Genomic DNA, 23974 nt, shown 5'->3' on the forward strand with positions numbered 1-23974 from the left:
CATATGTCTGATCTCTCGCTTTCCTTCGCCATGCTCGATGATCGTATCCGTGGCTTTCCGGCCGGCCATGGGCCGGTTTCGATCGACGATGTCGCCGCTCAGGGCTGGCAGCCCTATGATGGTGCTATGTCGTTGCCGCTGATTTCGCTCGACCGTGATGCCTTTGCAGCCAATATCGAGGCGATGATGCGCTATGTCCGCAGCCACGGACTGGAGATTGCGCCGCATTCCAAGACGCCGATGGTTCCGGCGCTGGCCAGGCAACTGGTCGAGGGCGGCGCCTGGGGCACGACAGTGGCCGATATCCGCCAGGCCTCAGTCATGCTCAAGGCCGGGCAGAAGCGGCTGATCCTCGCCAATGAGGTGGGTGGCGCCTCTGCGGCGAAACGCCTGGCAGCGCTGCTCGCTGGATATCCCGATGCGGAAATCCATATTTTTGTCGACTCCATCGCACTGGCACAGACCCTGCAAGCCGCCTGGCAAGGTCGGCGCGATTTGCCAATGCTGGGTCTTCTGCCGGAACTCGGGGCAGCCCGCGCCGGCAGTCGCACTGTGGAGGCGGCTATGGACATCGTCGATTACGTGCTCCTGCATGAGACGGAACACTTCCGATTGACAGGGATCGCTGCCTATGAAGGGTCTGCGGCGACAGCCGACCCTGCAGAGACGCTGGAGCGTATCGATGGCCTGATGGCCAAGACGGTGGAGCTCTATCGGACCGTGCGCCAAAAGGTCGGGTCGGATCGCAAGCTGATCGTCACCGCCGGCGGCTCGGTGTTTTTCGATCGCGTCGTGAGGGCATTGAAGCCGGCGCTTGCCGGCGACGGCAATGCCAGGATCGTCCTGCGCAGTGGCGCGATCTTCTTCCATGACCATGGCACGTATGAACGGGGGCTTGCCGCGCTCGACAGCCGTAAGGGCTTTGATCCCGATGGCTCCGTGGCGAGCGCGGGCACGACGTTCAAGCCGGCGCTACGCGTCTGGGCCGAGGTTCTGTCGCGGCCGGAAACCGGCCTTGCGATCTGCGGCATGGGGCTTCGCGATGTCGCCATGGACCAGGGCTTGCCGCGACCGCTGGCGCTTTACCGCGACGGTGCGCGCAAGATCGATCTGAGCGGCACTGCCGTGACCAAGCTCAACGACCAGCACGCTTTCGTCGATCTCAGTGGGCACGAGGACGTGCGGATCGGCGACGTCATCGAATTCGGCATTTCGCATCCCTGCACCTGCCTGGACCGCCACGCCATTCTTTATGGCCTCGACGTCGACCATCGCGTCACGGCGGCCTATCCCACCCGTTTCGGCTGATCTCAGCACTCCCAAGAAGCAAAGGAAGAACCATGATCGACCGTTACCAGAAGGGCCCGCGCATGAGCCAGGCCGTCGTCCACGCCGGCACCGTCTATATTGCCGGCTTGGTGGCCAACAACCGCAAGGGTTCCATCGAAGACCAGACGCTGGACGTGCTGGAGAAGATCGGCGCGCTGCTGACGGAAACCGGCACGGACAAGTCGAAGCTACTGTCGGTCAATGTCTTCCTGCCCCATATCACCGATTTCGAGGCGATGAATTCAGTCTATGACAACTGGATCGACAAGGATAACCCGCCGGTCCGCGCTTGCGTCGAAGCCAGGCTTGCCGATCCGGATCTGCGCGTCGAGATGACCGCCGTCGCAGCCGTCTGATCGGAGAGCGCCATGCCGGAGACATTGATCCGCAATGCCCGCATCATCGACGGCACCGGTGCGCCGTGGTATCGCGGCGACCTGATCATCTCCGGCAACACGATTTCCCGGATCGGCTATGGTTTGCAGGCCGGTCCAGATGCTGAAGTCGTCGACGCTGCGGAGCGCTATCTGGCGCCGGGCTTCATCGATGCGCATTGCCATGACGACCTGATTTTCCTGCGTGAGCGTGAGCGCCCGGAAAAGGCGTTCCAGGGCGTCACCAGCATCGTCGTCGGCAATTGCTCGTTCTCGCTTTACCCCTCGACACCATCTTCCGCCGGCATGCTCCGTGAACATTTTTCCGGCCTGCTCGGTGAAACCAGAGACAGCGAAATCTTCGCCGATCTCGACGGCTACAGGCAGGCGCTCGAAGGCGAGGGCGTCGCGCTCAATGTCGTCTCGCTCGTCGGCCATGCGGCGCTCAGATTCGCCGCCATGGGCTGTGACCGCCGCCCCGCCGACAGCCACGAGATCGAGCACATGTGCGGCTTGCTGGCGGAACAGTTGCAGCAAGGTGCCTGCGGCCTGTCGCTCGGCCTCGTCTATCCGCCGAGCGCCTTCGCCGACGAAGATGAATTGGTTGCCTTGGCGAGGACATGCCAGGCGCATGGCAAGCTTCTGGCCGCCCATGTGCGCAGCTACGAGGCCGGCCTGTTCGACGCGATCGACGAATTCGGCGGCCTGCTCCGCAAATCCGGCACGGCAGGACTGCTGTCGCATCTGCAATCGGCCGGTCAGCCGAATTGGGGGCAGATCCCCAGAGCCATCGAGCGGCTGGAGGCGATGCGCGCCGAAGGCATCGACATTTCCTTCGACATGTATCCCTATCCAGCGGGCAGCACCTGGCTCCTGCAACTCCTGCCGCCTGCCGCCATGGATGGCGGGCTCGAAGGGCTCAGGGCGCGGCTCGCCGATCCGAACCAGCTGTCGGACATTCGCAACTGGGTGGAAAATGGCAGCACCGCCTTTCCAGGCCAGAGCAAGGTGTTTCTCATCGGTTGGGAGAATGTGCGGCTCTCCGCCATCGGGGTCGCGGACCTGAAGCATCTAGAAGGCAGCGACATGCGCGAGGCAGCCAGCACGCTTGGCGTGACGCCCTTCGACCTGATGCTGCGTTTCATCGAAGAGGATTCCGGCCAGACCGGCATTATCCTTTTTCAACTCGACGAGATCGATCTCCATGATGCCTGCTGCAACCGGCTCTATATGGCGGGCTCCGACGGTCTGCCGCGGCCGGGCTCGAAGCCGCATCCGCGTGCCTTCGGCACGTTTCCGCGCATTGCCGGACCGCTCAGGCGCAACAAAAAATGGTTCAGCATCGAGGATGCCGTGCGGCGCATGACCTCGGTGGCGGCGCAACGTTTCCAACTGCGTGATCGTGGCCTCATCCGTCCCGGCCTTGCCGCAGATCTCGTGCTGTTCGACGATGCGATCACCGACAATGCCACATTCGCCAATTCCACCGCACTTCCTACAGGCATTTCGCATGTCTGGGTCAATGGCGGTGCAGTGATCAAGAACGGCGTGCAGACTGGCAACCGTCCCGGCAAGCTCATATAGGACTTGAGAAATGCCCGCGCGCGCGGCATAACTTGACTACATCTCTCGTCAAGTTGAGGCATCATGTATCTCGGTCTGGATATCGGCACGTCGGTGATCAAGGCGGCGCTCTTCGACGCCGCCGGCCGTGAATGCGCGGAGGCGGCAGAGCGCATGCAATTGCTGCCGGCGCCGATCGGTTGGTCGGAACTGGATGGCGATGCGGTGTGGCAGGTCGCGGTCAGGGTCATCCGCGCTCTGTTTGTGAATTCCGCTTACCGGCCAGACGATGTGCGCGGTATTGGCGTCACCGGCGTCATGGTCGGCGCCTGGCTGATGGATGCGGCAGGCAGGCTTCTGCGCCCGCCGGTGCTCTGGAACGACGCGCGGGCGCAGGGTCTGGTCGACACGCTGCTCACGCGTGAGCCGCAACTGTTCTCGAAAGTTTTCACCCATTCCGGCTCGATGATGCAGCTCGGCTGCACTTTGCCGGTCATTGCCTGGCTGAAGCGGAATGAGCCGGAGACACTCGCCCGCGCCAGCCATGTGCTCTGCGCCAAGGACTATATCCGCTATCGTCTGACGGGTCGCATCGCCACGGATGAATCCGAGGCGGCGATGGCGCCGGGCTCGGCGCGCACCCGCGATTTCCATCCCGATCAGGCCGCGCTTCTCGGTATCGAGGATTTCACTCATCTGCTGGCTCCCGTTGAGCGTGGTGAGACCTTGGCGGGCGAGGTCACGGCCGAGGCGTCCGCGCTCACCGGCCTGGTTGCCGGTACACCGGTGGCGATCGGAACCGGTGACACGGGCGCCTGCGTCCTTGGCGCCGGAGCTTACAAGCCCGGCCAGGCGGTGACCGTGCTGGGCACGACCTGCCTCAATGGAGTCCTTTTCGATCACGCCATGTACGAGCCACGCGACCTTGGCCTGCTGTTCATCATTCCCGGCCGGCGCTGGATGAAGACCATGGTCAATGTCGCCGGCACCACTGTGCTCGATTGGTGCCTCAACGCGCTCTGCCCTGAGATCGCCGGTGGCGAAAGACCATACGAGACGCTGGGTGCATTGGCCGAGACGAGCCGACCGGGCAGCGAAGGCGTGATTTTCGTACCCTATCTCTCAGCCAGCGGCGTCATCGCACCGCGGATCGAGCCGCGCGCCCGTGCCGGCTTCCATGGTCTGGCACCGCATCACGGCCGCCCGCAACTGGTGCGCTCGATCTATGAGGGCATGGCCTATGCGATCCGCGATTGCTACGAGGCGATCGGTGGCGCCGGCGAGGGAATCCGGCTTTCGGGAGGCGGCGCGCGCAGCCCGTTCTGGGCGCAGATGATTTCCGATGTGACCGGCTACGGGGTGGAAATCCCCGAGGGTACGCAATTCGGTGCCAAAGGGGCGGCACTGTGCTCGGCCGTGGCGATCGGCGATTTCGGCTCGCTCGGTGAGGCCGTCGAGGCGACCTATCGTACGAAGCGTCGGCATGCGCCGAACGCGAAGGCAAAATCAATCTATGACGAGGGATTTGCGCGCTTCACGATCGCCAGTGCTGCGACGCTGGATGTATTGCGCAACGTGGCCGCGATGGAGTGAAGCCGCCTATGGCGTCAGTGCAGCCAGACTGCGGCAGGCAAATGCCAAACTATTGAAGCGGCGGTCTGGCGATCATTATCGCCAGACCGGGCTCCAAACGCCACGCGGAATTGATTTGGGTAACGAGCCCGCGTCCATCCGCCATAGGCCATATTGGCCTGCAACTCGCAAGTGTTTTCTGGGCCAGTATATCTAATGATCACAGCGCATGTGTAGAAAAGCTACAGGCTGAGCTGCTCCCCTTATTTGCCATGATTTCCGCTACTTATGAAAATCCCCGAAGCCGACCGTATAGGTCCACTCGCGCGATTCCGGCGTCAGATCGTCCGGCCCCTGGCGCGGAAAGCCGACATTGCGGATCGAGATGTCGAGCGGCACCGGTAGCATCAGAACCCGGGAAAGTTCGATCGGCGCCCCTGTCTGGTCCGTGGCACGGCGGATAGCAATGAAGATCGGGTGGCCGACGGCAATGCCGAGCAATTGTGCGATCTCTGCATCCGCGACGGCCGGAATATATTGGTCCTCGGCCTGCACGACAGTTCTGCCGAACTGGTGGCGTAGCGTCTGATACAGCGATTGCGACAGATGCGAGAGTTCCAACCCTTCGAGGAATTTCAGGTTCAGGCTGGTTTCGACCACCGCCAATGCCCGCCCGTCGGCGGCCACGAGGCGCTTGTGGCGATAGACCTGGTCACCAGGATTGATGCGGAAGAAAGCGCGTTCCTCTTCGGAGGTGGACGCCGGGGCGCTGGCGAGCACGGTGAATTCCGGCTTCAGTCCCTGGCCGATAATGCCCTCGGTGATCGAGGTGATGGCGCGATAGCGTTTCTCGACGCCCTTTCGATTGATGAAAGTGCCCATGCCATGCTGGCGAACCAGCAGACCCTCCTGCACCAGAATTTCGAGCGCCTGCTGGATGGTTCGCCGGCTAACCTTGAATTCGCCGGCCAGCGGCAATTCACCGTCGATCTTGTCGTCGTAGTAACCGGAAACGATGCGGGCCCGGAGCGTTTCGGCGATCTGGATATAGACCGGTCTATGATCCTTCGCCGCTGCCTGTGTATTCAACCTGGCCCTCACCGGAAAAGCGCTATTCGAATTGCCTTTTATAGAGCGCGGACACCTGTTTGGCCATATTGGCGAGCACCGCGGTCAGAATTTTCTCGCCTTTTTCGGCGGTTGCCGCGGTGGCATCGCCGAGCACCGGGCTTTCGGAGAAGTCCGTCCAGCGATAGGCGACAGTGTTGAAATCCTCGGGAAAGACCGGATAGTTGGCGATCGCCTTCGCCATGTCGACGGCACCGGGCGCAAGATGCAGCATGTAGGAGGTTTCGATCTCGTCGGCATGCATATAGGCCGGATGCGCCTCGGGCTTTTCACGCAGAGCTGCGATTGCGGCGCCAGAGCCGGGATAGAAGAAATTGGCGATGGTGACGCCCTGTTCGCGCATGATGCGCTGCGCGTCGCGGATGGCATTGGCATTGCCGAGATGGCCGTTGATCACCGCAATGACCGATAAGCCTTTGGCCTTCGCCGATTGGGCGATCTCGACGATCGAGCGCGTCACCGTCTCGTTGGAAATACCGAACGAACCGGGCGCGTCGCCGAGCGACCAGACTTGGCCGAAAGGCAGGAGCGGCAGGCGCAAGAGCGGCGTGGCGCCATCGACCACGTGCACCAGTTCCTCGGCCATGCGGCTGGCCAGAATATTGTCAGTGCCGGCCGGCAGGTGGTCGCCATGGCTTTCGACGGCGCCGATCGGCAGGAGCAGCACCGGCTTTTGCGCCAGGGCGGCGATCATGTCGCTGTCGTTGAGCCGGCTTATGTCGGTTCTATCAATGGCCAAGATTGCTCCTCACTGCTTGAAGACGAAGGCGTGCTGCGGATTTTTCACGAAGAATTTCTCGATCAGTGCCTTGCCGTCGAACCCGGCATCATCGGCCTGTTCGCGGAAGCGCGGCACCCAGCTTTCGAGGATATAGCCGAGGCCGAGGCCCCCTTCGCCATAATTGCGATACATGGTGCGCCGGGCAATGTCGCCGCCGACCACCAGCTGATCCTCGTGGCCGTGGCGGACGAGATTGAGGATGCAGTCGATCAGTACGCTTTCGGGATGATACTTGATACGACTGATACCGTCGAAGCACATGAAGACGCCGGTCTCGGCGGCCTTGAGATGCAGCCAGTGGTCGGGATTGCGGTCGACATGGGCCATGGTCAGCCGCGACGGGTCGACGCCTTCGTTTTTGACGATCTTCAGCTGTTCCAGGATCAACGTGCCGAGTTCGGTATGCGAATGCAGCGGGCAGCCCGTCTCCTTGTGTGCGTCGAGCACGGCGCGGACCATCTTGTCTTCCGCTGCGGAAATCGTGTTGTAGCCGGTGCCGAATTTGGCGACGCCGCCCTTGAGATCGGTCCCGTCCATGCCGACGGTCAGTTCGCGCACCACATGGTCGCGGATCTCGGCGCGGCTATGGCCATCGATCCATTGCTGGAATGTGCCGCCTGTGCCGGCCATCTGTCCCGGCCACATGATCGCCTTGTTGAAGCCGGCGGTGGCGATGATCTTGATGCCCGTGCGGTCGGAAATCGTCTTCAGAGCCGTCGGGTCGCGGCCGTAGTCGATGGCGGTTGCATCGTAGACGGCCTGGCCGCCCTGCGCGGTGAACAGTTCGACATCCTTGATCGAGGCTTCGACGTCATCGATCATGAAGTCGTCGATCTTCTTTTCCTTCCACAGCGGTGGAATGCAGAAGAGATGATCATGCGAATAGGTGACGCCCAGTTCCGAAGGGGCGATGTCGCCGTTCAAAGTCCGGATGAATTCCATGGTCAGCGGTCCTTCTTGAGGTTGGCGAGCGCAAGCGCTGCGATGATGATCGCGCCTTGCAGGATGAAGCGTGCCGCCGGCGGCAGCGACAGCACATAGAGCAGGCTTTGCAGGAAGAAGAGAATGAGACTGCCGGCCGCGGCGCCCGCGGGCAGGAAGACGCCGCCCGAGAACAGCGCCCCACCGATGACGACCGCCGCGATCGTATCGACGGTGTAGCTGTCGGCAATGCCGATCGAAGCCATGCCGGTGATAGCAGACAGCAGGATACCGCCGAGCGTTGCCATGAAACTGGCGATGACGAAGGAGAGGATCACCATGCGGTCGGCAGCGATGCCGCTCAGCCGCGCCGCAGTGGCGTTTGCACCGGCAAGCAGCATCTTGCGGCCGGCAAGTGTGTAGTGAACGAAGAGCATCAGCACGAGGCCGACGATAAGCCAGATCACCACCGACCAGGGCAGGACGCCGATCAGCCAGCCTTCGCTGATCACCCGAAAATCTGCGGGGATCGAGCCGCGCGGACTGCCGCCGGTATAGACAAGGATGCCGCCGGTCAGCGCCAGCGAGGTGGCGAGCGTGGCTAGAAAAGCGGGGATACGCAGCGCCACGACCAGCAGGCCATTGACCAGACCGACGACAAGCCCGAGCCCGATGGTGAGGGCCAATGCGATCGGCATGTTCGCCATATTGCCGGCAAAGGCGGTGGCGAGCACGACATTGGCGAGACCGGCCGTGGCGCCGACCGAAAGGTCGAGTCTGCCCATCATCAGGATCAGCGCCTGGCCGAGCGCGATAATGCCGAGCGGTGCTGCCTGGCGGGCATTGTCCATGATCTGCTGCATCGACACCTTGCCGGAGGCGACGAAGAGCACGATCAGCAGCACGGCGAGGAGGCCGATGGCACGCAGCGTGGCGGCACCGGGCTTGGCATTGGCAAGCGCGAGCGGAAGCGCCATCATGCTTCTCCCGCCTTGCCGCGCATGAAGAAGACGAGCGCCAGCACGAAGATCAGCCCCTTGGCAATGTCCTGGTAATTGGTGTCGAGGTCGAGCAGGTTGAATGTATTGTTGACCAGCACCAGTGCGACGGCGGCGAAGAACACGCCGATCAGACTGCCCCGCCCGCCCTGCAGCGCCACGCCGCCGAGAATGGCGGCGGAGACCGCGTCCAGCGTATAGGCCTCGCCAATCAGCGGATCGCCCGACAATATCTTGATTGAGATAGCGACGCCGGCGGCAGCGGCGAAAAAGCCGGAGAGGGTGTAGACCGAAACGTCGACCTTCCAGCTAGAAACGCCATTGGCGAAGGCCGCGCGCGGATCGGAGCCGAAGGCATAGACGGACCGACCAAAGCGCGTCCAGCCCATGACCAGCAGGAAGATCGCATAGGCCATGATCGACAGCAACAGCGGCAGGGCCAGCAGCCTCTCCGAGCCGAACAGGAAATCGTAGAGGTCGTATTCGACTTCACCGCCCGGGGAGGGCAGGATGAGCAAGGTGATACCCTTTACGATCGCGGCCGTGGCCAACCCCATGACCAGAGGATTGATCCGGAGGAGGTTGATGCCGGCCGCGGTGAAGACGCCGCAGGCGACACCGATGGCAAGCGTCAGCGGAATGGAGACCCAGCCAAGCGTTGTCGACGTCAGCGCCATCGCCGCCGTTGACAGGCTGACGATCGAACCGACTGAAAGGTCGATACGGCCGGCGAACAGGACCATGGCTTCGCCCAGCGCCACCAGGCAGAGCGGTAGCAATCGCGTCGCGAGATTGGCAAGGTTCGCTTCAGTGAGAAAACTTGGTGAAAGCGTGCCGGTCAGCCCCACCAATAGGATGGTAAGCACCAATGCCGGTAGTGCAAGCAGCAGATTGAAGCGCAGCGAGCCCTCAAGCATGTTCGGCCACCTTCAACACATGCTCGTCCTCACCGATGCCGGCGGCAAGCCGCATGATCTTTTCTTCGGAGAACTCGGCGCTGCCGATCTCGCCGGTGATCCTGCCCTCGTAGAGTGTCAGGATACGGTCCGACAAGCCGATCAGCTCGATTAGGTCGGAGCTGATCAGGATCACCGAGACGCCCTGGTGTGTCAGTTCGTCGACCAGATGATAGATTTCGCTCTTCGATTGGATGTCGATGCCTTTGGTCGGTTCGTAGAGCACGAGCAGCTTTGGTCGATGCGCCAGCCAGCGGGCAAAGACGACTTTCTGCTGGTTGCCGCCGGAAAGCTGTCCGACGGGCTGTTCGAGGTCGGTGGAACGGATGGAAAAGCGCTTGCGCGCCGCCTCGCCGAAAGCGCGTTCGCGTGCCAGCGGCAGGAAGCCGAAGCGGGTCTCGTCGGAAATCGCAAACAGGCTCATATTGATGCGGATCGGCAGGCCAAGCGCCAGGCCTTCATGCTTGCGGTCGTCCGGAATGCTGGCAATGCCGGCGGCGATGGCCGCGGCCGTCGAGTTCAGCCGAAGGGCACCGCCTTCTAGGCGGACTATCCCTGCCGTGAACGGCCTAGTGCCGCACAGCGCCTCCGCGAGCGGCTTCTGCCCCTGGCCTTCCAGGCCGGCAATGCCGAGAATTTCACCGCATCGAACCTCAAGATTGATCGGCGGCAGAGCCGCGTTGCCGGCATTTTCCAGCGCGAAGACCACATCGGCGACCGCCAGATGCGGACGCGGCGGGAAAATATTGGTGAGCTTATGGCCGACCATGGCCTGGATCAGGTCATCGCGGTCGAAGGCACCGCGGCGGGCCTCCAAGGTCATCTCGCCGTCCTTCAGCACAACGACGCGGTCGGCGGCATCCATGATTTCCGTGAGCCGGTGCGAGATGAAGATCACCGATGTGCCCTGGCGTTTCAGCGTCGTCATTAGGTTGAGGACGATGTTCGCCGCCTTGGCGGAGAGCGACGCCGTCGGCTCGTCGAGAACCAGGAGGCGCGGTTCCTGAACCATGGCGCGTGCGATCTCCACCATCTGCCGCTCAGCGGCGGAGAGCGTCCGGCCAAGCTGGCGTGGATCGATGCCGAATCCGAGTTCCGTCAGTAGCCGGCCGGCGTCATCATGCATCCGCCGTTGGCGGATCAAGCCGAATGCATTGCGTGGCTCGCTGCGGAAGTAGATATTCTCGGCCACTGTCAGATCCGGCATGATCGCCGTTTCCTGATGCGCGATGGCGATGCCGCGGCGGATAGCTTCGGACGGACGAGCGGGGCGATAGGTTTCGCCGGCCAGCCGGATCTCGCCGCTGTCATAAGGCAGGTTGCCGGAAATGACGTTCATCAGCGTCGACTTGCCGGCGCCGTTCTCGCCGACCAGCGCCAGTACTTCGCCGGGCTTCAGCGTGAACGAGACATTCTTCAGCACCGTGTTGCGGCCGAACGCCTTGCAGATGCCGGAGACGGTCATCAATGGCGTTTGGCGGGCATCGGCGTTCGCGGAAACCATGTCTTTAATCCATTCAATTGGAGCGGCCTCAGATACACGACGCATGAAGCCGCTCCGCCCTCGCTCTAATCGGGTGCCGTTTGTCTCTTCACCCGCCAGGTTCGATCAGTCCTTGAAGGCTGCGCGTATCTGATCGTCGGTGAGGCGAGTGTTGACCCAGAAACTGTCGGATAGGTCGTCGCGGACAGACGCCTTGACCTTGCTGTCATCAATCACCGGCGGCGGGAAGATTGTGTCCTTCGAAACCGCTTCGCCCTTGAGCAGCTTCAGCGCCACCAGCAGCGATTCCGAACCGAGCCAGGTCGGCTTGGACGGCGCGACGGAGCTGAAACCCTTGTCCTCAAGCTTCACCCAGCGCTTAAGGTAGCCGTTGTTGTCTTCGCCGGTCATCGGCACCAGCTTGCGCTGGGCGGCGTCGAAAGCATCGATGGCACCGAGCGTCATCGCACCGCCCTGCGACCAGATGCCGTCGATTTCCGGATTGGCCGCCAACAGATTCGACACGGCGACCTTGGCCTGGGCATAATCCCAGGACGCATTGACGACGCTGACGATCTGGATATCGGGATTTTTCTTGAATACGTCCTGCGCACCGGCCCAGCGGTCGTCGCTGGCGGAAATGCCGGCAATGCCGTTGAGCGCGATGATCTTGCCCTTGCCGTTCAGCTTCTTGGCCAGCCATTCGGCGCCGGCCTTGCCAAAATCCTCGTCATTGACGGTGACGAGCGCATCATAGTCCTGCGTCTTGATCTTGGAGGCGAGCAGCACGACCTTGATGCCCTTGGCGCGCGCCTTCTTGACCGCCGGGATGACGGCTGTCGGCGAGATCGGCGTGATGATGATGGCATTGACGCCCTTGGTGATCAGGTCCTCGATATTGGCGACCTGCTTGTCGGCCTTGAGCTCGGACTCAGTATAGGCGACGTCAACCGTATCCTTGTGCTTCTCCGCTTCGGCCTGGAACTCCTTGTAGAGCTGCACGGACCAGGAATTGCCGCCGAAATAGATGTCGTAGCCGATCTTGTATTTGTCGGCCGCCGCGGCCGGCGCCGCGAGCCCAAGTATGATGGCCGCGGCCATCATTGCGTTCTTCAGGTTCATAGTGGTTCCCCTCGTTGCCAGAGCCTTAATGATTGAAGCATGTTAACTTGACTGGTCATGTAGTCAAGCGAGAACACGGATGCCTGTGCTCGCTTATGCAAACGTTTTTCCTGTGGTGGCATCCCGTCGCGCCCGATCTGCTACCTTCGGGATGGTTATGTAGACAAAAGCAATTTTATAGTGTATGGACAACAATATTGGGGGGGTGACATTATGAACGCAAAGAAAGTCGTATCCACTTGCCTTACAGCTCTGTTGGCTTTTGCAACGCCCGTTGGAGCGGATGCGACCGAATGCGGCAAGCTGGCGTTGGTCAAATACAACAGCAAGGTCGTCCGCACCACCGCGGATAGCGTTTCCTTCGTCAGCAGCCAGCTTGCCGTCGACGCCGACGGGGCTCCGAATTCCTATCGTGTGGATGGCAATGGGCTGTCCTATACCTGCGACGGGGTCACAGCCGTTGGCTCGACGCCGGACAGTGACCCGAAACATTGGCAGCAGAAGTGCCGCGACGGCTGGAAACTTGCCCTGCAGACCGGGGACTATACAAAGCTGCGCATTTTCGGCTTCTTGACCGGTGCCAAGAATGTGCCGGTCAAGCAGGACGCCGGTGACCCCTCCCGAATGAAGCCTATATCACGACGACGAGTGTTTCGGTTGCTGATGGCCCTGCCGGAACACAGCGCCACTGGATCGATGCCAACGAGATTCCGTACATCGTGTTGTCGCCAAAATTCGTGAATGATTTCAAGGTTAGGCCTGGAGACCTCGCTGTCGTCTATCGACCAAAGACCGGTAAATTTGCACTGGCGGTCTATGGGGACGGAGGCAAGCTGGGCGAGGCATCGGTACGGCTGCATCAGGATTTAGGCAATGATCCTATGGTCGATAAAGGTGGCGTCAAACGCGCCAAGGGCGGTCTTGATGACAGCACGCTGGCGGTGGTGTTTCCCGGCGTGACAACTGCGCCCACCGTCAATGCGCAGAAATGGCGTGACGAGATCAAGTCCAAAGGGGACGCTGCGCTGAAGAAGTGGGGCGGGATAGAGCAACTCAAGGCATGTGCCAAGTAGGGTCGATTCCGCCTTCTTTCGACGGGCGGCGGCGCTCAGCCTGATGCTGTCGGCAATCCGTCCACCGCCTGTCGTACCCAGTCCAGCCGCTTGGCTGGAATCAGGCCGTAATTGTAGAAATTGATGCCGTCCGCCCCTGCTTCGATCGCCGCCTTGGCGCGCGTGGTCAGATCCTCGGCTGAGATCATCTCGGGATAGAACACACGCAAGCCGACGCCGAGATATTTATCCGGGCCGAGTGCGGCGCGGCCTTCCTTCATCACCGCCGCAGTCTGGTCCGGCGGCATGAAATAGCAGCAGAGAATGGCGCCGTCGCAGATCTTGCCGACGGCTTCGAGATCGACGCCGCCGAGCCACCCGTCCTTGAGGTCGATCAGCACGACCTTCGTCGCCGGATCTGCATTGTCCTTGATTTCCTTGATCAGGCTGGTGACCGGCTCCGTCCGCCATTGCAGGAAGGCATGCAGTGCCGGCCAGGCTTTGAAGGCATCGATGCCGGCACCAGGGAAGTCGGCAAATTGCCTTGCCGGAATTTCGCGCTCGCACATTTCGGCGATGAAGCCGGCCACGGTCCGCTTCGCCTCTTCCATCGGCACGCCGGCCGCCGACGCGCGCCGCATGCAATGATCGCAGAAGCAGAGCGAGAGCAGGAAATCGTCCTCGTCGTTCAGCCCGACGCCATCCTTCTCGTGATGGTATTCATGAGCGAAACCCATGAAATTCGGGCTTTCGAGCTCAAGCATGTCGGGCTTGTAATGCGTCGTCATGTCCTTCACCAGGGTCACGACATAGTCGCGCGCCTCCGGACTGGACGGGCAGAGATTGTAATAGTTCGGATTGCCGAAGGCGTTGCGGGTGACGTGGTTCGAATGCAGCATGCCGAGCCGCGTATTGTGGAGGCACACCGTCCAGCAGGACACGTTCATGCCGCCGCGTGCACGCTCCTCGACCAGTGCCTTCAGCATGTCGCCGCGCACGCCGACATTCTGTGCCTTCAGCGGCCGGATGACTTTGTCGGTCCAGAGTTGCTCGTCCGGCGTGAAATAGACCGTGCCGTCTTCCGGGAAATAGGCCTTCTGCGCCGGGCTGCGCGGCTGCAGGAAGCGCCCGGCATGATAAGATGTGGCGAGGCTGATCGTGTTGAGTCCGGCGCGATCGCGCAGATCACGGAAAGTGCCCTCCATCCCCTGGTCCTGAATGTCCCAGGGATAGGTCCACATGGAAAGATGCATGGCGTGTCCTCGTTTGCATTTCGTGCGCACGCTAACTTGTCTACCTACGTAGTCAAGACCGAAGCGATCTCTCCGCGATTGCCGTCATTGTCTATCCGGCGATGCCTTTGCTCCATCACGCCGCCGGCGGATGCAATCTCGTGTCGAGGGCAAAGGCTTCCTGCAGTTTCAACGTATAGGCACCGGCTGCGCTGCCCGCCAGGAAGATGAGGTTCCAACTGTGCCGCGAGACCGCACTGGGGATCGCTACGAAACGATGGCGGTGGAGCAGGTCGTTGCCGAAGTCCTGCTGTCCGGCGCCGGGAATACCGGGTCGCAGCCAGTTCGGATTCGGAACACTCGCCGGATCAACGACATGGACATCGGCGATATCGGTAATGACAGCCGCCGTCATCACGTGCGGAAGGATGTCGAGGGCACGAAAACCCTTGTGGACGGCGACGTCGAGAATGGCCGTTGCGGGATCGATCGAACAATAGACCGCCCTGACACCCTTGCTGTTCCACCGGCCGCCGACACGATAGGCGCCTTCACCGCTGTCCCATGTCGACGCATAGCCGGCCTGATCGAGCCGCCAGGCGATCAACTCGGTGCCGCCGAGCGCCAATGGCAGCAGAGTCATGCATAGACGCCGTATTCGAGGCGTTCGAGGTGAGCTTCGACGAGCTCGACGCCGGCAGGCGTACCGAGGAGGTCTATGGGGCGATGCTGGTCGAGCCCGATCGCGGGACGTTCCAGCCATTGTTCGGCCTCCGCCTGCGATCCGAAGACGTCCGTCGCCTTGGACAAAATCTCGGCGAATTTCCAGGTCCGCCCGCTTTGCTCCTGGCTGAGCGGCTTGGAGGGCGCATCCTTCCGCCGTTGCCATGTCCTGAGGCTCATGCCAACTGCTTTTTCAAGCGACTCCGTTTTGCCGATGACAATCAACTGTCCGACAAGATGGTCCAGCGCCGAAGCCGGCAGGCCGCGCAGCAGCAATTCATGTGCATCGAGAGGGCTGGTCAGGCTGCGCGACAGCACGCGGGAACCGCCGAGCAAGGCCGCTACCTTCTGCAGTTCGCCAGCCGTCGTTTCCGGCGCTATTTTCTCTGCCAGCACAGCCATGAGGTCATCCTATGTCAGTTGTCGTATTATATATGACAGGTGTCGCTGCTGAATTCAAGGTTCGCAAGTACCTTACCCCGTTTGTGGCCGGCTGACCTGGCCGAGCAGCCAGTCGCGGAAGGCGGTGGCGACCTTGTTGTGCTGGCGATCTTCCGGCAGCACGATATAGTATCCGAATTCGGTTGCCATCGGCAGGTCGAAGACCGGCACCAGGGCGCCGGTGCGGATCTCCTCTTCGATCAGATAGGACGGCAGCAGCGCCACGCCCATGCCTGCCAGCACCGCGGCGATGATCATTGAGAACTGATCGAAGCGGTTGCCGCGGAAACCGTTTTCGGCTGCCACCCCATTGGCTTCGAACCATTGCGACCAGAGCCGCGCCCGTGTCGTCAGGTGGATCAGCGGCGCGCCGGCAAGATCGACCGGGGTTGCGAGACCAGCCGCGACGCTGGCACTGGCCACCGGCAGGACGATCTCGCTGCAGAGGAAAGTGGGAATGGCCTTTGCCCAGGTCGGCTGTCCGTAATGGATCGCCAGATCGAAACCCTCCCGTTCGAAGTCGAAGGGTTCCGAGCGCGACTCGACATTGAGCGCCACCGATGGCCTGTGTGCCAGAAAATCCGGAAGCCGTGGCATCAGCCAGCGCGAGCCGAAAGTAGGCAGGGTGGCGATGCTGAGCGATTCCTCTTTTTCAGCGGCGGCAACCGCGCGGATCATCAGCTGCTCGGACTGTGCCAGCAGGCGCCGCACCTCCGGCAGGAAACGCTGGCCGGCGGCAGACAGCACGACACGCTGGCGGACGCGCTCGAAGAGCAGCAGGCCGGTTTTCTGTTCGAGGTCGCGGATTTGCCGGCTGATCGCACTTTGCGTCAGGTTCAGCTCCTCTGCGGCGCGGGTGAAGCTGCCGTGGCGCGCAGAGCATTCGAAGGCTTGCAGATCGACAATATCAGGAAGCAGGCTGCGGCGCATGTTCATTCCCGTTTTGCACGATCTACTCTTACTCTGCCGCCAAAACGCCGGCTACTCATAATGTTGATGCGAAATGAGAATAGTAGAGATCCAAGCGGCAGGACTACTTTCGTGCCAGGCTGAAAGAGAAATGGCTGCCGCGGTGATAATCGATGGCATAGATCACCGGTATGCCGGCGGCATTGAAACAGGTCTCGGTGATCAGCAAAGCCGGTCCGAAATCCCGGAGATCGTTGCGCTCGACGACGTCGTTGGGCAGCATGACGGCGGACACCGTCGCCGCGGACATGCGCGGCTTGTTTCTGTATTGATCGAGCAGCGCCAGCAGCGAGCCGCTCCAGTCGATGTCGTAGAGCCGTGTGGGGATGATGCTGCGCGGAACATAATCCACGCAGTACATGATCGGTTCTTCCCGCTGCAGCCGCAGCCGTTCGATGCGGATCGCGCGGTCCGAAGGTTTCAACTGCAGCTTCTCCATCACCAGCTTGTCAGGGCTCTCCTCGGCGATCGACAGCACCTTGTTGACGGTCGTGTAGCCGTAGTGCTTCGTCATGTCGGTGACACTTTCGAACACCGTGATCGGACGATCCACCTGCACTGCCGAAATGGCTGACACGAAGCGGCCGCGGCCATGCTCGACAAAGATCAGGTCGTCCTGTTCAAGCAGTTTCAGGGCCTCGCGAATGGCGGGCCTGGAGATCTTGAAACGCTGGGTCAACTGGGCTTCGGTCGGAAGCTTGTCGCCGGGCTTGAGCCCGTCTTCCCGGATCAGGTCGGCGATCCGGTCGCGCAGTTGGATTGCCAGGGTTCGCGCATCACGCAAAGGCTCATCCACGGCCGCCGTCCTCTTATCATCCGCCCACCCATTTCTTGTCTGACAATGCGTGACCGGTCAAGATATTTCCATGTCGCCATGGTGTTAAACGCGCGCCACTCTGTGTCCAAAGTCCGTGCAAAATCACCATAGCGCGCTTGACAGCCATATCTGTAGATGTCAGTTGTCTTACAACTTTGAACCGGATTTCAGTTTCCACGGGGCTGCAGCATGCTCAATTTCGATGAACAAAGATTCCTCCGCATCCAGTCCGGGGCGGTTGGATTGCGCCAGCGGCTCGACCAGGTCATCGGCGCGTGTCTTGCTGCCGGCGCCGAAAACATTCATTTTCTCGGGACGGGCGGTGCAGCCATCCTGATGCAGCCGGCAGCACAGCTTCTACAGCGCCGGTCGCGCTTTCCCGCCTTCATCGACTTCCCGGCCGAACTTGTTCTGGCAGGCTCCGTCAATCTCGGACCGAAGTCGATCGTCGTGATCCCGTCACTATCGGGGACGACCAGGGAAAGCGTGGCTCTTCTCGCCGCCGCCAAACAGGCCGGCGCAACGGTGATCACGCTGGTCGGTCATGCAGAAACCGCGCTCGGCAAGGGTGGCGATCATGTCTTCGTCAATTTCGCCGAGGATGATACGTCTTGCGAGTCCTTTTACCTGCAGTCACTGTTCATCGCGCTGTCGATCCTGCGTCATCGCGGCGAGATCGCCAACTACGAGGAAATCGCAGCGCAACTCGATGCGCTGCCGGGCCTGCTACTCGATGTGAAGCGTGCCTATGAACCGAAGGCCGCGGCGTTTGCCGGCAGTCTGGCTGGTTCCGACTATCATATCATCACCGGCGCGGGGAATGTTTGGCCGCAAGCGTTCTATTACGGCATGTGCATCCTCGAGGAGATGCAGTGGATCCGCACGCGGCCGGTGCATGCGTCCGACTTCTTTCATGGTACGCTTGAACTGGTGGAGAAGGGTGTCTCCGTCATCCTGTTCAAGGGCGAAGATGCGCTCAGGCCGCTTGCCGAGCGGGTCGAAAATTTTGCCACAAACTATAACGACAAGCTTACGGTGCTGGATACGGCCGGCTTCGATCTCCCCGGGTTCTCCACCGAAGTGCGTTGCCTGATCTCGCCGGTCCTGCTTGCCACGGTGCTCGAACGCATCAGCGCCCATCTCGAGGTCATGCGTAACCATCCGCTAACCACGCGCCGTTACTACAAGCGGGTCACCTACTGATCTGCACCTCAGTCGGCGACCCGGTGGGGAAGAGCTATGAAAAAGCTTCGCATTGCGGCGGTCGGCGACAATTGCGTCGATAAGTTCCGGCCACCCGTCAATCTGTCGCTGGTCGGCGGCAATGCTGTCAATGTCGCTGTGCAACTTGCCCGGCTGGGCCACGACGCCTTCTATTTCGGTGCTGTCGGTCGGGATGCCGACGGGTTTCGCACGCGGCAAGCGTTGATGGCGAATGGCGTCGGCGTCGCGCACATGGTGGAGCGGCCGGGCAAGACGGCGCATACCGATATAGAGACCTTGCCATCCGGCGATCGAGTCTTCGTCTTCGAGGATTTCGGCGTCTGCGCCGGCTATGCGCCGTCAAATGCGGATATCGCCGTGCTGAAGACGATGGACCATGTCCATATCGGCTGGCTCGACGACGGCGGTGCTTTGCGTCGCACGCTTGCGGCTGCCGGAGTGAGCGCGTCGCAGGACATCTCCGTCAATGCCGATCCCGCCAATCTGGGCATTGATGGGCTGACCGTCGCGTTCGGTTCCGCCGATGGCGACGGAGAACTGGCCGGACGCACAGCGGCGGACTTGCTTATACGTGGCGCCGAGGTCGCGGTGGTGACCTGTGGCGCCGACGGCTCTTATGCAGCCACGGCAATCGCCAAGGCGAAAACCGGCATCACGCCTGTTGACGTCATCGATACGACAGGCGCTGGCGACAGTTTCATCGCCGGCTTTCTGTCCGTTTACGTCGCGGAGGGTTCGCTGCAAGAGGCGATCGAATGCGGGCGAGAGCGGGCGGCGCTCACCTGCGCCCATGTCGGCGGATTTCCACAGGAACCGCAGCCGCTTTGAACGGCTGCGCCACTATAGAGCGGAGCTGGCCTATTTCAGCACCAGCCAGCCCGACAGGATGATGATCACGGCGCCTGCGATCGTATAGGGATCGACCGGCGATGCGAACAGCAATGCGCCATAAAGGCAGCCCCAGATGATCTGGCTATACTGGAACGGCGCGACCACCGAGGCTTCCCCGACACGGAAGGCGCGCACCAGGAGCGCATGGCCGCCAAGACCGAGAATGCCGGCGATCAGGGTAATGCCGAGCTGGTTGCCGCTGATCGCCGAAAATCCGGTGCTGCCCAGCACGGTGAGGAAGGTTACCGGGGTCATCACCGTCAACAGGCTGCCGACCAGCGCTTCGTCCCGCTCCGCCGTCTTGGCGCGCCTGAGCAGCAGCAGAGACAGCGAGAACAAAAATGTCGATCCGAACGCAGCGGCATGGCCGATATTGAGCGTTGCGGCGCCCGGTCTCAGCGCCACCGTCACCCCGACGAAGCCCAGAACCACGCCCAGCCAGGCAAGGCGCGACAGCCTTTCCCCGAGCAGAAAGAAGCTGAGCACAGCAACAAGCGTCGGTGTCAGGAAGGCGATCGTATAGGCTTCCGACAGCGGCAGACGCTTGAAAGCGTAGTGAATGAGCAGCGTTTCGCCCGCCAGCAACAAGGCGCGCAGCACGGCAAGCCCCGGATGGACCGGCACGAGATTGCGCAGGGTGCCTTTGGCCAGCGCATATGCAAGCAGCAGCACCAGGCCAACAACCGTGGTCATGAAGGTGATCTGCGGCGCCGGCAGGTCGATGGCGAGCAGCTTGATCAAGGCGTCGGCGCCCGAGAACACGGCAAAGGAAATAGTCGCAATGCCGGCGGCACGCATATTGGACCGCCCGGGAGCCGCGGCTTCGGGCAGGTTCAGCGATGTTTCAGCGGACATTGAAGCGGCCGAACCGTTCTTCGATGCGCGCCTGGGCGTATTCGAGTCCGATGGAGAGAAGCCAGTAGATCATGGAGGCGGTTATCAGCATTTCAATGTGACGGAATTCCGTCTGGCCTTGGGTGCGGGCGAGATACATGATCTCCCACACGCCAACGACCGAGACAAGCGAGGAATCCTTTAACATTGCAATAAATTGATTGCCGGTCGGCGGGATGATAACCCGCATCGCCTGCGGCAGGATGACGAGCGCCATGGTCTGGCTGGGGCTAAGTCCGAGAGCGGCCGCTCCCTCCGTCTGGCCGCGTGAAATGCTCTCGATGCCGGCGCGGAAAATCTCGGTCATGTAGGCGCCGTAGCAAAGCGACAGCGCCAGGATGCCAGCGGGTACGGCGCCGATCACATAGCCCACCTGCGGCAGGCCGAGATAGATGATGTAGATCTGCATGAGGAGCGGCAGGCCACGGAACAGCGAGGTATAGAACGTCGCCAGCCCGTAGACGACGCCGTTTTGCGACAGCTTGGCGATGGCGCCGACCAGGGCGACGGCGGTGGCGACGGCGATCGAGATCGCGGAAATGTAGAGTGTCGTCGTCACGCCCTGGGTGATCAGGAAGCCGATCTTGCGGGCGATGAAGGAGAAGGACAGGTCGAACGAATAGAAGAACAGCATCAGGAGAACGAAGAGCTCGATCCAGACGCCGGCGATCTGATAGGAGCGCGGCAGGAACCGCAGCAGCTTCCAGTTCACCGCCGCGATGAGCGCGATCAGCACGCAGGAGACCAGCCGCCCGCCGGCCGGATTGTCTGACAGCCAGCCATTGCTGATCGGCAGCAGATAGCCCAGCCATTTCGAGCTGATGCCCATCAGGTAGAGAGCGAGCACGATGACGGCCAGGACGAGGACGCTGCCGAGACGACGCGACGCATCGGGATAGGTCAGAATCAAACGGCCGATCATGATGTTCCTTCCGGCAAAGTCTTGTTCAGGCGGCGCGCTCGCGCCACCAGTCCTGCGCCTGCAGTTTCCAATAGGTAAGTTGTGCGACGGCGAGGCCCGCCAGGCCACCTGCCCAGACCAGGCCGAAGGGCTTGAACAGCGTGTAGCGGTCCGATTGGCCGAGAATGCCTTCCGCCACCACCTTGCCGCCGGCAGCGGTCGTGTTGAGGCCATGGCCGCCGAACGCCGTGCAATGCCAGACACCGGGTTCGACCTGTCCGATCTGGGGCATGAGATGGCGGGCATAGGACATGAGGCCGGACCAGGCGAGCTCCGTCTTCAGCGCGATCAGTTGCGGATAGGTCGTGGTCATCTCGTCGCGGAGTTCCTGCACGAGGCCGGCGGTCGATGCTGCCCGCGTCGTGATCCGCCCGCCCCAGAGGATGCGCTTGCCGCCATCGACCAGTCGATAGTAATCACCGGCGCGGCGATTGTCGCCGATCGCATCGGTGGTGGCGATGGCCGTGGCGATCAGGTCCGGCGCTTCCTCGCTCACCATCACATAGGTGGCGATCGGCAGGAAGGCGCGTTTCAGCCGCGGTTCCAGATTGCCGGTATAGCCGCCGGTGGTGAACACGACATTGCGGGCTCTTACCTCGCCGCTTGTGGTGCGAACGCGCTTTTCCGGCGCGGTGAAATCCGTACCGGTCGCGGCGGTCCGTTCGTAAATTTTTCCGCCCAGCCGCTCGATCTCTGAGGCAACGCCGCGCAGATAGTTCAAGGGATGCATATGGAATGCCGAGGGGCTGCGCAGGCCCTGGAAGTAGCGTTCGGATTTCAGCACGGCGCGCACTTCGTCGCGCTCCAGATACTCTAGTTCATAGCCATATTCCCTGGCGACCTGATCGCGATAGGCCTTGAGCGACGCGCCGTCGTCATAGCGCATGACACTGAGAATGCCGGGGTGGGGATCGGCGCTTTCGATACCGAGATCGCGGATCGTGTCGCCGACGAAGTCGACACCTTCGATCGACAGCAAATGCAGTTTGCGGGCGATGTCCTTGCCGGCAATGCGGGCAATCTCGTCGCCGCCCGTGGCGTAGCCGGGACCAACGAAACCGCCATTGCGTCCCGAGGCGCCGAAGCCGACACTCTCGGCTTCGAGCACAACCACGGTCTGGCCGGCGCGGCAAAGCTGAAGCGCAGTTGTCAGACCAGCAAGGCCGCCGCCGATGATGACGGTGTCGCATTCGGCGCTGTCCGATAAAGCGGGGCGCACCGTTTCGTCTGCCATGGTGCGTTTGTAATATGTGTCAGGATAGGCCATCGAAGATCATCCGCGAGAGGTGGCGCGGGCGATGGGTGCCGCCCGCGCCGGATTGCATCAGTCGGCACTGTAGTCCTTGCCATACCATTTCGTGGTTAGCTTGCTGAGCGTGCCGTCCTTCTTCATGTCGGCGATCAGTCCGCCGATCTTGGCCGTCCATTCCGGATCGTTCTTCTCTGCGATCACCACCAGCGGCTCGCGAAAAGCATATTCGCCTTCGATGATGCGCACCGGATAGCCGTTCTTGATGGCGTTCTGGGCGGTCTGTTCCGGCGCGATCACCACATCGACACGGACGCCTTCACCCAGGCGAAGATCATCGAAGGGCAGCATCGAGTCGGCATAGGTCTTCACCTCGCCGGGCGTTACCTTGTAGACGATCGGCGGCATGCCGGGTGCGTCGATCTGGAGCTGGCGATTGATGAAATCCTCGGATGTCGTCGCCGTTTCTACGCCGATGACCTTGCCGTTGAGGTCGTCGACCGTCTTCGCCTTGCTGTCCTTGTGCACGACATAGACATAGGGGCTGTAGTAATAAATGCCGGCGAAATCGATGACATTGGCACGCGCCTTGGTCGGGGTCACGGAGCCGACGCCGAGATCGTAACGGCCCTGCCAGTGGCCACCGGTCAGCGTCGCCCATTCCGGCGTCTCGAAGCTGACGGAAACACCGAGGCGCTTGGCGATCTCATGCGACACGTCGATGTCGAAGCCGACCAGTTCGTTGTTGTCGTCCAGGAAGCTCTGGGGCGGCCAGCCGCTATTGGTGGCGACCACCAGCGCTTTCTTCTCCATCACGCGATTGAGCGTCTCCCCTGCTTGCGCAGCGGTTGCCAGGGTCACGAACGTGGCGCCCAGCGCCAGCCATTTGAGCAGTGTCCTCACCGAATCCTCCTTTTCGAGCAGCTTTCCCGTCATGTAAGATGTCTGACAACATCAGATGAAAGGAAACGAGTGCTCGTGTCAAGCGGCCATTCCCCGGTGCGAGCAGATTTCCAGGGTTGCTGCGCGCCTTGGATATCCAGCCTCGGACGGCCTCTGGGGCTCCGGATAATTCCTTGTCGCAACGGCGAGCAGGGCCGCTCAGCGGAACGAAAGCGGCTGAGGATCGGGCCTTTGGTTGCCGTGCACGGCGAGCAGGTCTCTTCAAACGGCTGCTTTCGCTAAGATCATTCTAAATTGGAATGAAGTCAGTCAAATTTGTCGCATAAAAATGCCGTTCGATTGATCTATGATGAGAAAATAGAATGATCGCTTTGCAAGCTGGAGACATTTC

General features: G+C 61.4%; 24 protein-coding genes. 8 read left to right on the top strand and 16 right to left on the bottom strand.

The window, feature by feature from the left end; genetic code table 11:
- Nucleotides 1-3 precede the first annotated feature (3 nt).
- From AC1D06_RS00430 to AC1D06_RS00445, 4 genes are all read left to right on the top strand, one after another.
- Entirely contained in the window at nucleotides 4-1308 is a 1305-nt protein-coding gene (locus tag AC1D06_RS00430) for an alanine racemase (protein ID WP_477984156.1), read from the top strand.
- A 32-nt stretch (nucleotides 1309-1340) separates the two neighbouring features.
- Nucleotides 1341-1685, top strand: coding sequence for a RidA family protein (locus tag AC1D06_RS00435; RefSeq protein ID WP_477984158.1), 345 nt, complete (start codon nucleotides 1341-1343; stop codon nucleotides 1683-1685).
- A 12-nt stretch (nucleotides 1686-1697) separates the two neighbouring features.
- On the top strand, nucleotides 1698-3287 hold the full coding sequence (locus AC1D06_RS00440; protein ID WP_477984160.1) for an N-acyl-D-amino-acid deacylase family protein: 1590 nt from the start codon (nucleotides 1698-1700) through the stop codon (nucleotides 3285-3287).
- 63 nt (nucleotides 3288-3350) lie between these two features.
- Nucleotides 3351-4859: an FGGY-family carbohydrate kinase gene (locus AC1D06_RS00445; RefSeq protein ID WP_477984162.1), complete on the top strand. Its 1509-nt coding sequence runs from the start codon at nucleotides 3351-3353 to the stop codon at nucleotides 4857-4859.
- A 261-nt stretch (nucleotides 4860-5120) separates the two neighbouring features.
- Here the strand turns inward: AC1D06_RS00445 and AC1D06_RS00450 are convergent, their stop codons facing one another.
- From AC1D06_RS00450 to AC1D06_RS00480, 7 genes are all read right to left on the bottom strand, one after another.
- Nucleotides 5121-5927 carry a GntR family transcriptional regulator gene (locus tag AC1D06_RS00450; protein ID WP_477875296.1) on the bottom strand — a complete coding sequence of 269 codons (807 nt, stop codon included), beginning with the start codon at nucleotides 5925-5927 and terminating at the stop codon, nucleotides 5121-5123.
- Between the two features lie 22 nt (nucleotides 5928-5949).
- The gene (locus AC1D06_RS00455) at nucleotides 5950-6705 is read right to left on the bottom strand and encodes a creatininase family protein (RefSeq protein ID WP_477875297.1); all 756 of its coding nucleotides are present in this window, start codon (nucleotides 6703-6705) and stop codon (nucleotides 5950-5952) included.
- Nucleotides 6706-6714: 9 nt separating this feature from the next.
- Nucleotides 6715-7689 carry a phosphotriesterase family protein gene (locus tag AC1D06_RS00460; RefSeq protein ID WP_477875298.1) on the bottom strand — a complete coding sequence of 325 codons (975 nt, stop codon included), beginning with the start codon at nucleotides 7687-7689 and terminating at the stop codon, nucleotides 6715-6717.
- Nucleotides 7690-7691: 2 nt separating this feature from the next.
- Nucleotides 7692-8645 (bottom strand): ABC transporter permease, encoded by a 954-nt coding sequence (locus tag AC1D06_RS00465; protein WP_477984165.1) that lies wholly within the window; start codon nucleotides 8643-8645, stop codon nucleotides 7692-7694.
- Nucleotides 8645-9583, bottom strand: a complete 939-nt coding sequence (locus tag AC1D06_RS00470) for an ABC transporter permease (RefSeq protein ID WP_477984167.1) — start codon at nucleotides 9581-9583, stop codon at nucleotides 8645-8647. The genes AC1D06_RS00465 and AC1D06_RS00470 overlap by 1 nt, the downstream gene beginning before the upstream one ends.
- The gene (locus tag AC1D06_RS00475) at nucleotides 9576-11126 is read right to left on the bottom strand and encodes a sugar ABC transporter ATP-binding protein (protein WP_477984169.1); all 1551 of its coding nucleotides are present in this window, start codon (nucleotides 11124-11126) and stop codon (nucleotides 9576-9578) included. Before AC1D06_RS00475 ends, AC1D06_RS00470 begins: the two co-directional genes overlap by 8 nt.
- Nucleotides 11127-11231: 105 nt before the next feature.
- Nucleotides 11232-12227, bottom strand: coding sequence for a substrate-binding domain-containing protein (locus AC1D06_RS00480; RefSeq protein ID WP_477875302.1), 996 nt, complete (start codon nucleotides 12225-12227; stop codon nucleotides 11232-11234).
- A 213-nt stretch (nucleotides 12228-12440) separates the two neighbouring features.
- Between AC1D06_RS00480 and AC1D06_RS00485 the strand changes: the two genes are divergently transcribed.
- Nucleotides 12441-12968: a hypothetical protein gene (locus AC1D06_RS00485; protein ID WP_477984171.1), complete on the top strand. Its 528-nt coding sequence runs from the start codon at nucleotides 12441-12443 to the stop codon at nucleotides 12966-12968.
- Entirely contained in the window at nucleotides 12965-13300 is a 336-nt protein-coding gene (locus AC1D06_RS00490) for a hypothetical protein (RefSeq protein ID WP_477984173.1), read from the top strand. Before AC1D06_RS00485 ends, AC1D06_RS00490 begins: the two co-directional genes overlap by 4 nt.
- Before the next feature lie 35 nt (nucleotides 13301-13335).
- Here the strand turns inward: AC1D06_RS00490 and AC1D06_RS00495 are convergent, their stop codons facing one another.
- From AC1D06_RS00495 to AC1D06_RS00515, 5 genes are all read right to left on the bottom strand, one after another.
- Nucleotides 13336-14532 (bottom strand): hypothetical protein, encoded by a 1197-nt coding sequence (locus tag AC1D06_RS00495; protein WP_477984175.1) that lies wholly within the window; start codon nucleotides 14530-14532, stop codon nucleotides 13336-13338.
- 115 nt (nucleotides 14533-14647) lie between these two features.
- The gene (locus AC1D06_RS00500) at nucleotides 14648-15154 is read right to left on the bottom strand and encodes an RES family NAD+ phosphorylase (RefSeq protein WP_477984177.1); all 507 of its coding nucleotides are present in this window, start codon (nucleotides 15152-15154) and stop codon (nucleotides 14648-14650) included.
- Nucleotides 15151-15636, bottom strand: coding sequence for a type II RES/Xre toxin-antitoxin system antitoxin (gene parS / locus AC1D06_RS00505; RefSeq protein ID WP_477984179.1), 486 nt, complete (start codon nucleotides 15634-15636; stop codon nucleotides 15151-15153). The genes AC1D06_RS00500 and parS overlap by 4 nt, the downstream gene beginning before the upstream one ends.
- A gap of 72 nt (nucleotides 15637-15708) precedes the next feature.
- On the bottom strand, nucleotides 15709-16611 hold the full coding sequence (locus AC1D06_RS00510; RefSeq protein WP_477984181.1) for a LysR family transcriptional regulator: 903 nt from the start codon (nucleotides 16609-16611) through the stop codon (nucleotides 15709-15711).
- A gap of 97 nt (nucleotides 16612-16708) precedes the next feature.
- A complete protein-coding gene (locus AC1D06_RS00515) occupies nucleotides 16709-17440 on the bottom strand; it encodes a GntR family transcriptional regulator (RefSeq protein ID WP_477984183.1) in 732 nt (243 codons plus the stop codon).
- A 210-nt stretch (nucleotides 17441-17650) separates the two neighbouring features.
- Here AC1D06_RS00515 and AC1D06_RS00520 point away from each other — a divergent pair, with 210 nt between their 5' ends.
- Both AC1D06_RS00520 and AC1D06_RS00525 read left to right on the top strand, forming a co-directional pair.
- Nucleotides 17651-18664 (top strand): SIS domain-containing protein, encoded by a 1014-nt coding sequence (locus AC1D06_RS00520; RefSeq protein WP_477984185.1) that lies wholly within the window; start codon nucleotides 17651-17653, stop codon nucleotides 18662-18664.
- Between the two features lie 36 nt (nucleotides 18665-18700).
- Entirely contained in the window at nucleotides 18701-19513 is an 813-nt protein-coding gene (locus AC1D06_RS00525) for a PfkB family carbohydrate kinase (protein WP_477984187.1), read from the top strand.
- Nucleotides 19514-19543: 30 nt separating this feature from the next.
- Here the strand turns inward: AC1D06_RS00525 and AC1D06_RS00530 are convergent, their stop codons facing one another.
- From AC1D06_RS00530 to AC1D06_RS00545, 4 genes are read right to left on the bottom strand one after another with little or no spacing between them, the layout of a single operon-like run.
- Nucleotides 19544-20431 (bottom strand): DMT family transporter, encoded by an 888-nt coding sequence (locus AC1D06_RS00530; protein WP_477984189.1) that lies wholly within the window; start codon nucleotides 20429-20431, stop codon nucleotides 19544-19546.
- Nucleotides 20421-21392 carry an amino acid ABC transporter permease gene (locus tag AC1D06_RS00535; RefSeq protein ID WP_477875312.1) on the bottom strand — a complete coding sequence of 324 codons (972 nt, stop codon included), beginning with the start codon at nucleotides 21390-21392 and terminating at the stop codon, nucleotides 20421-20423. Before AC1D06_RS00535 ends, AC1D06_RS00530 begins: the two co-directional genes overlap by 11 nt.
- 25 nt (nucleotides 21393-21417) lie before the next feature.
- Nucleotides 21418-22698 (bottom strand): NAD(P)/FAD-dependent oxidoreductase, encoded by a 1281-nt coding sequence (locus AC1D06_RS00540; protein ID WP_477984191.1) that lies wholly within the window; start codon nucleotides 22696-22698, stop codon nucleotides 21418-21420.
- A gap of 57 nt (nucleotides 22699-22755) precedes the next feature.
- Nucleotides 22756-23616 (bottom strand): transporter substrate-binding domain-containing protein, encoded by an 861-nt coding sequence (locus AC1D06_RS00545; RefSeq protein WP_477984193.1) that lies wholly within the window; start codon nucleotides 23614-23616, stop codon nucleotides 22756-22758.
- Nucleotides 23617-23974 lie beyond the last annotated feature (358 nt).

Source organism: Rhizobium sp. P2_G2 (genome assembly GCF_056403555.1).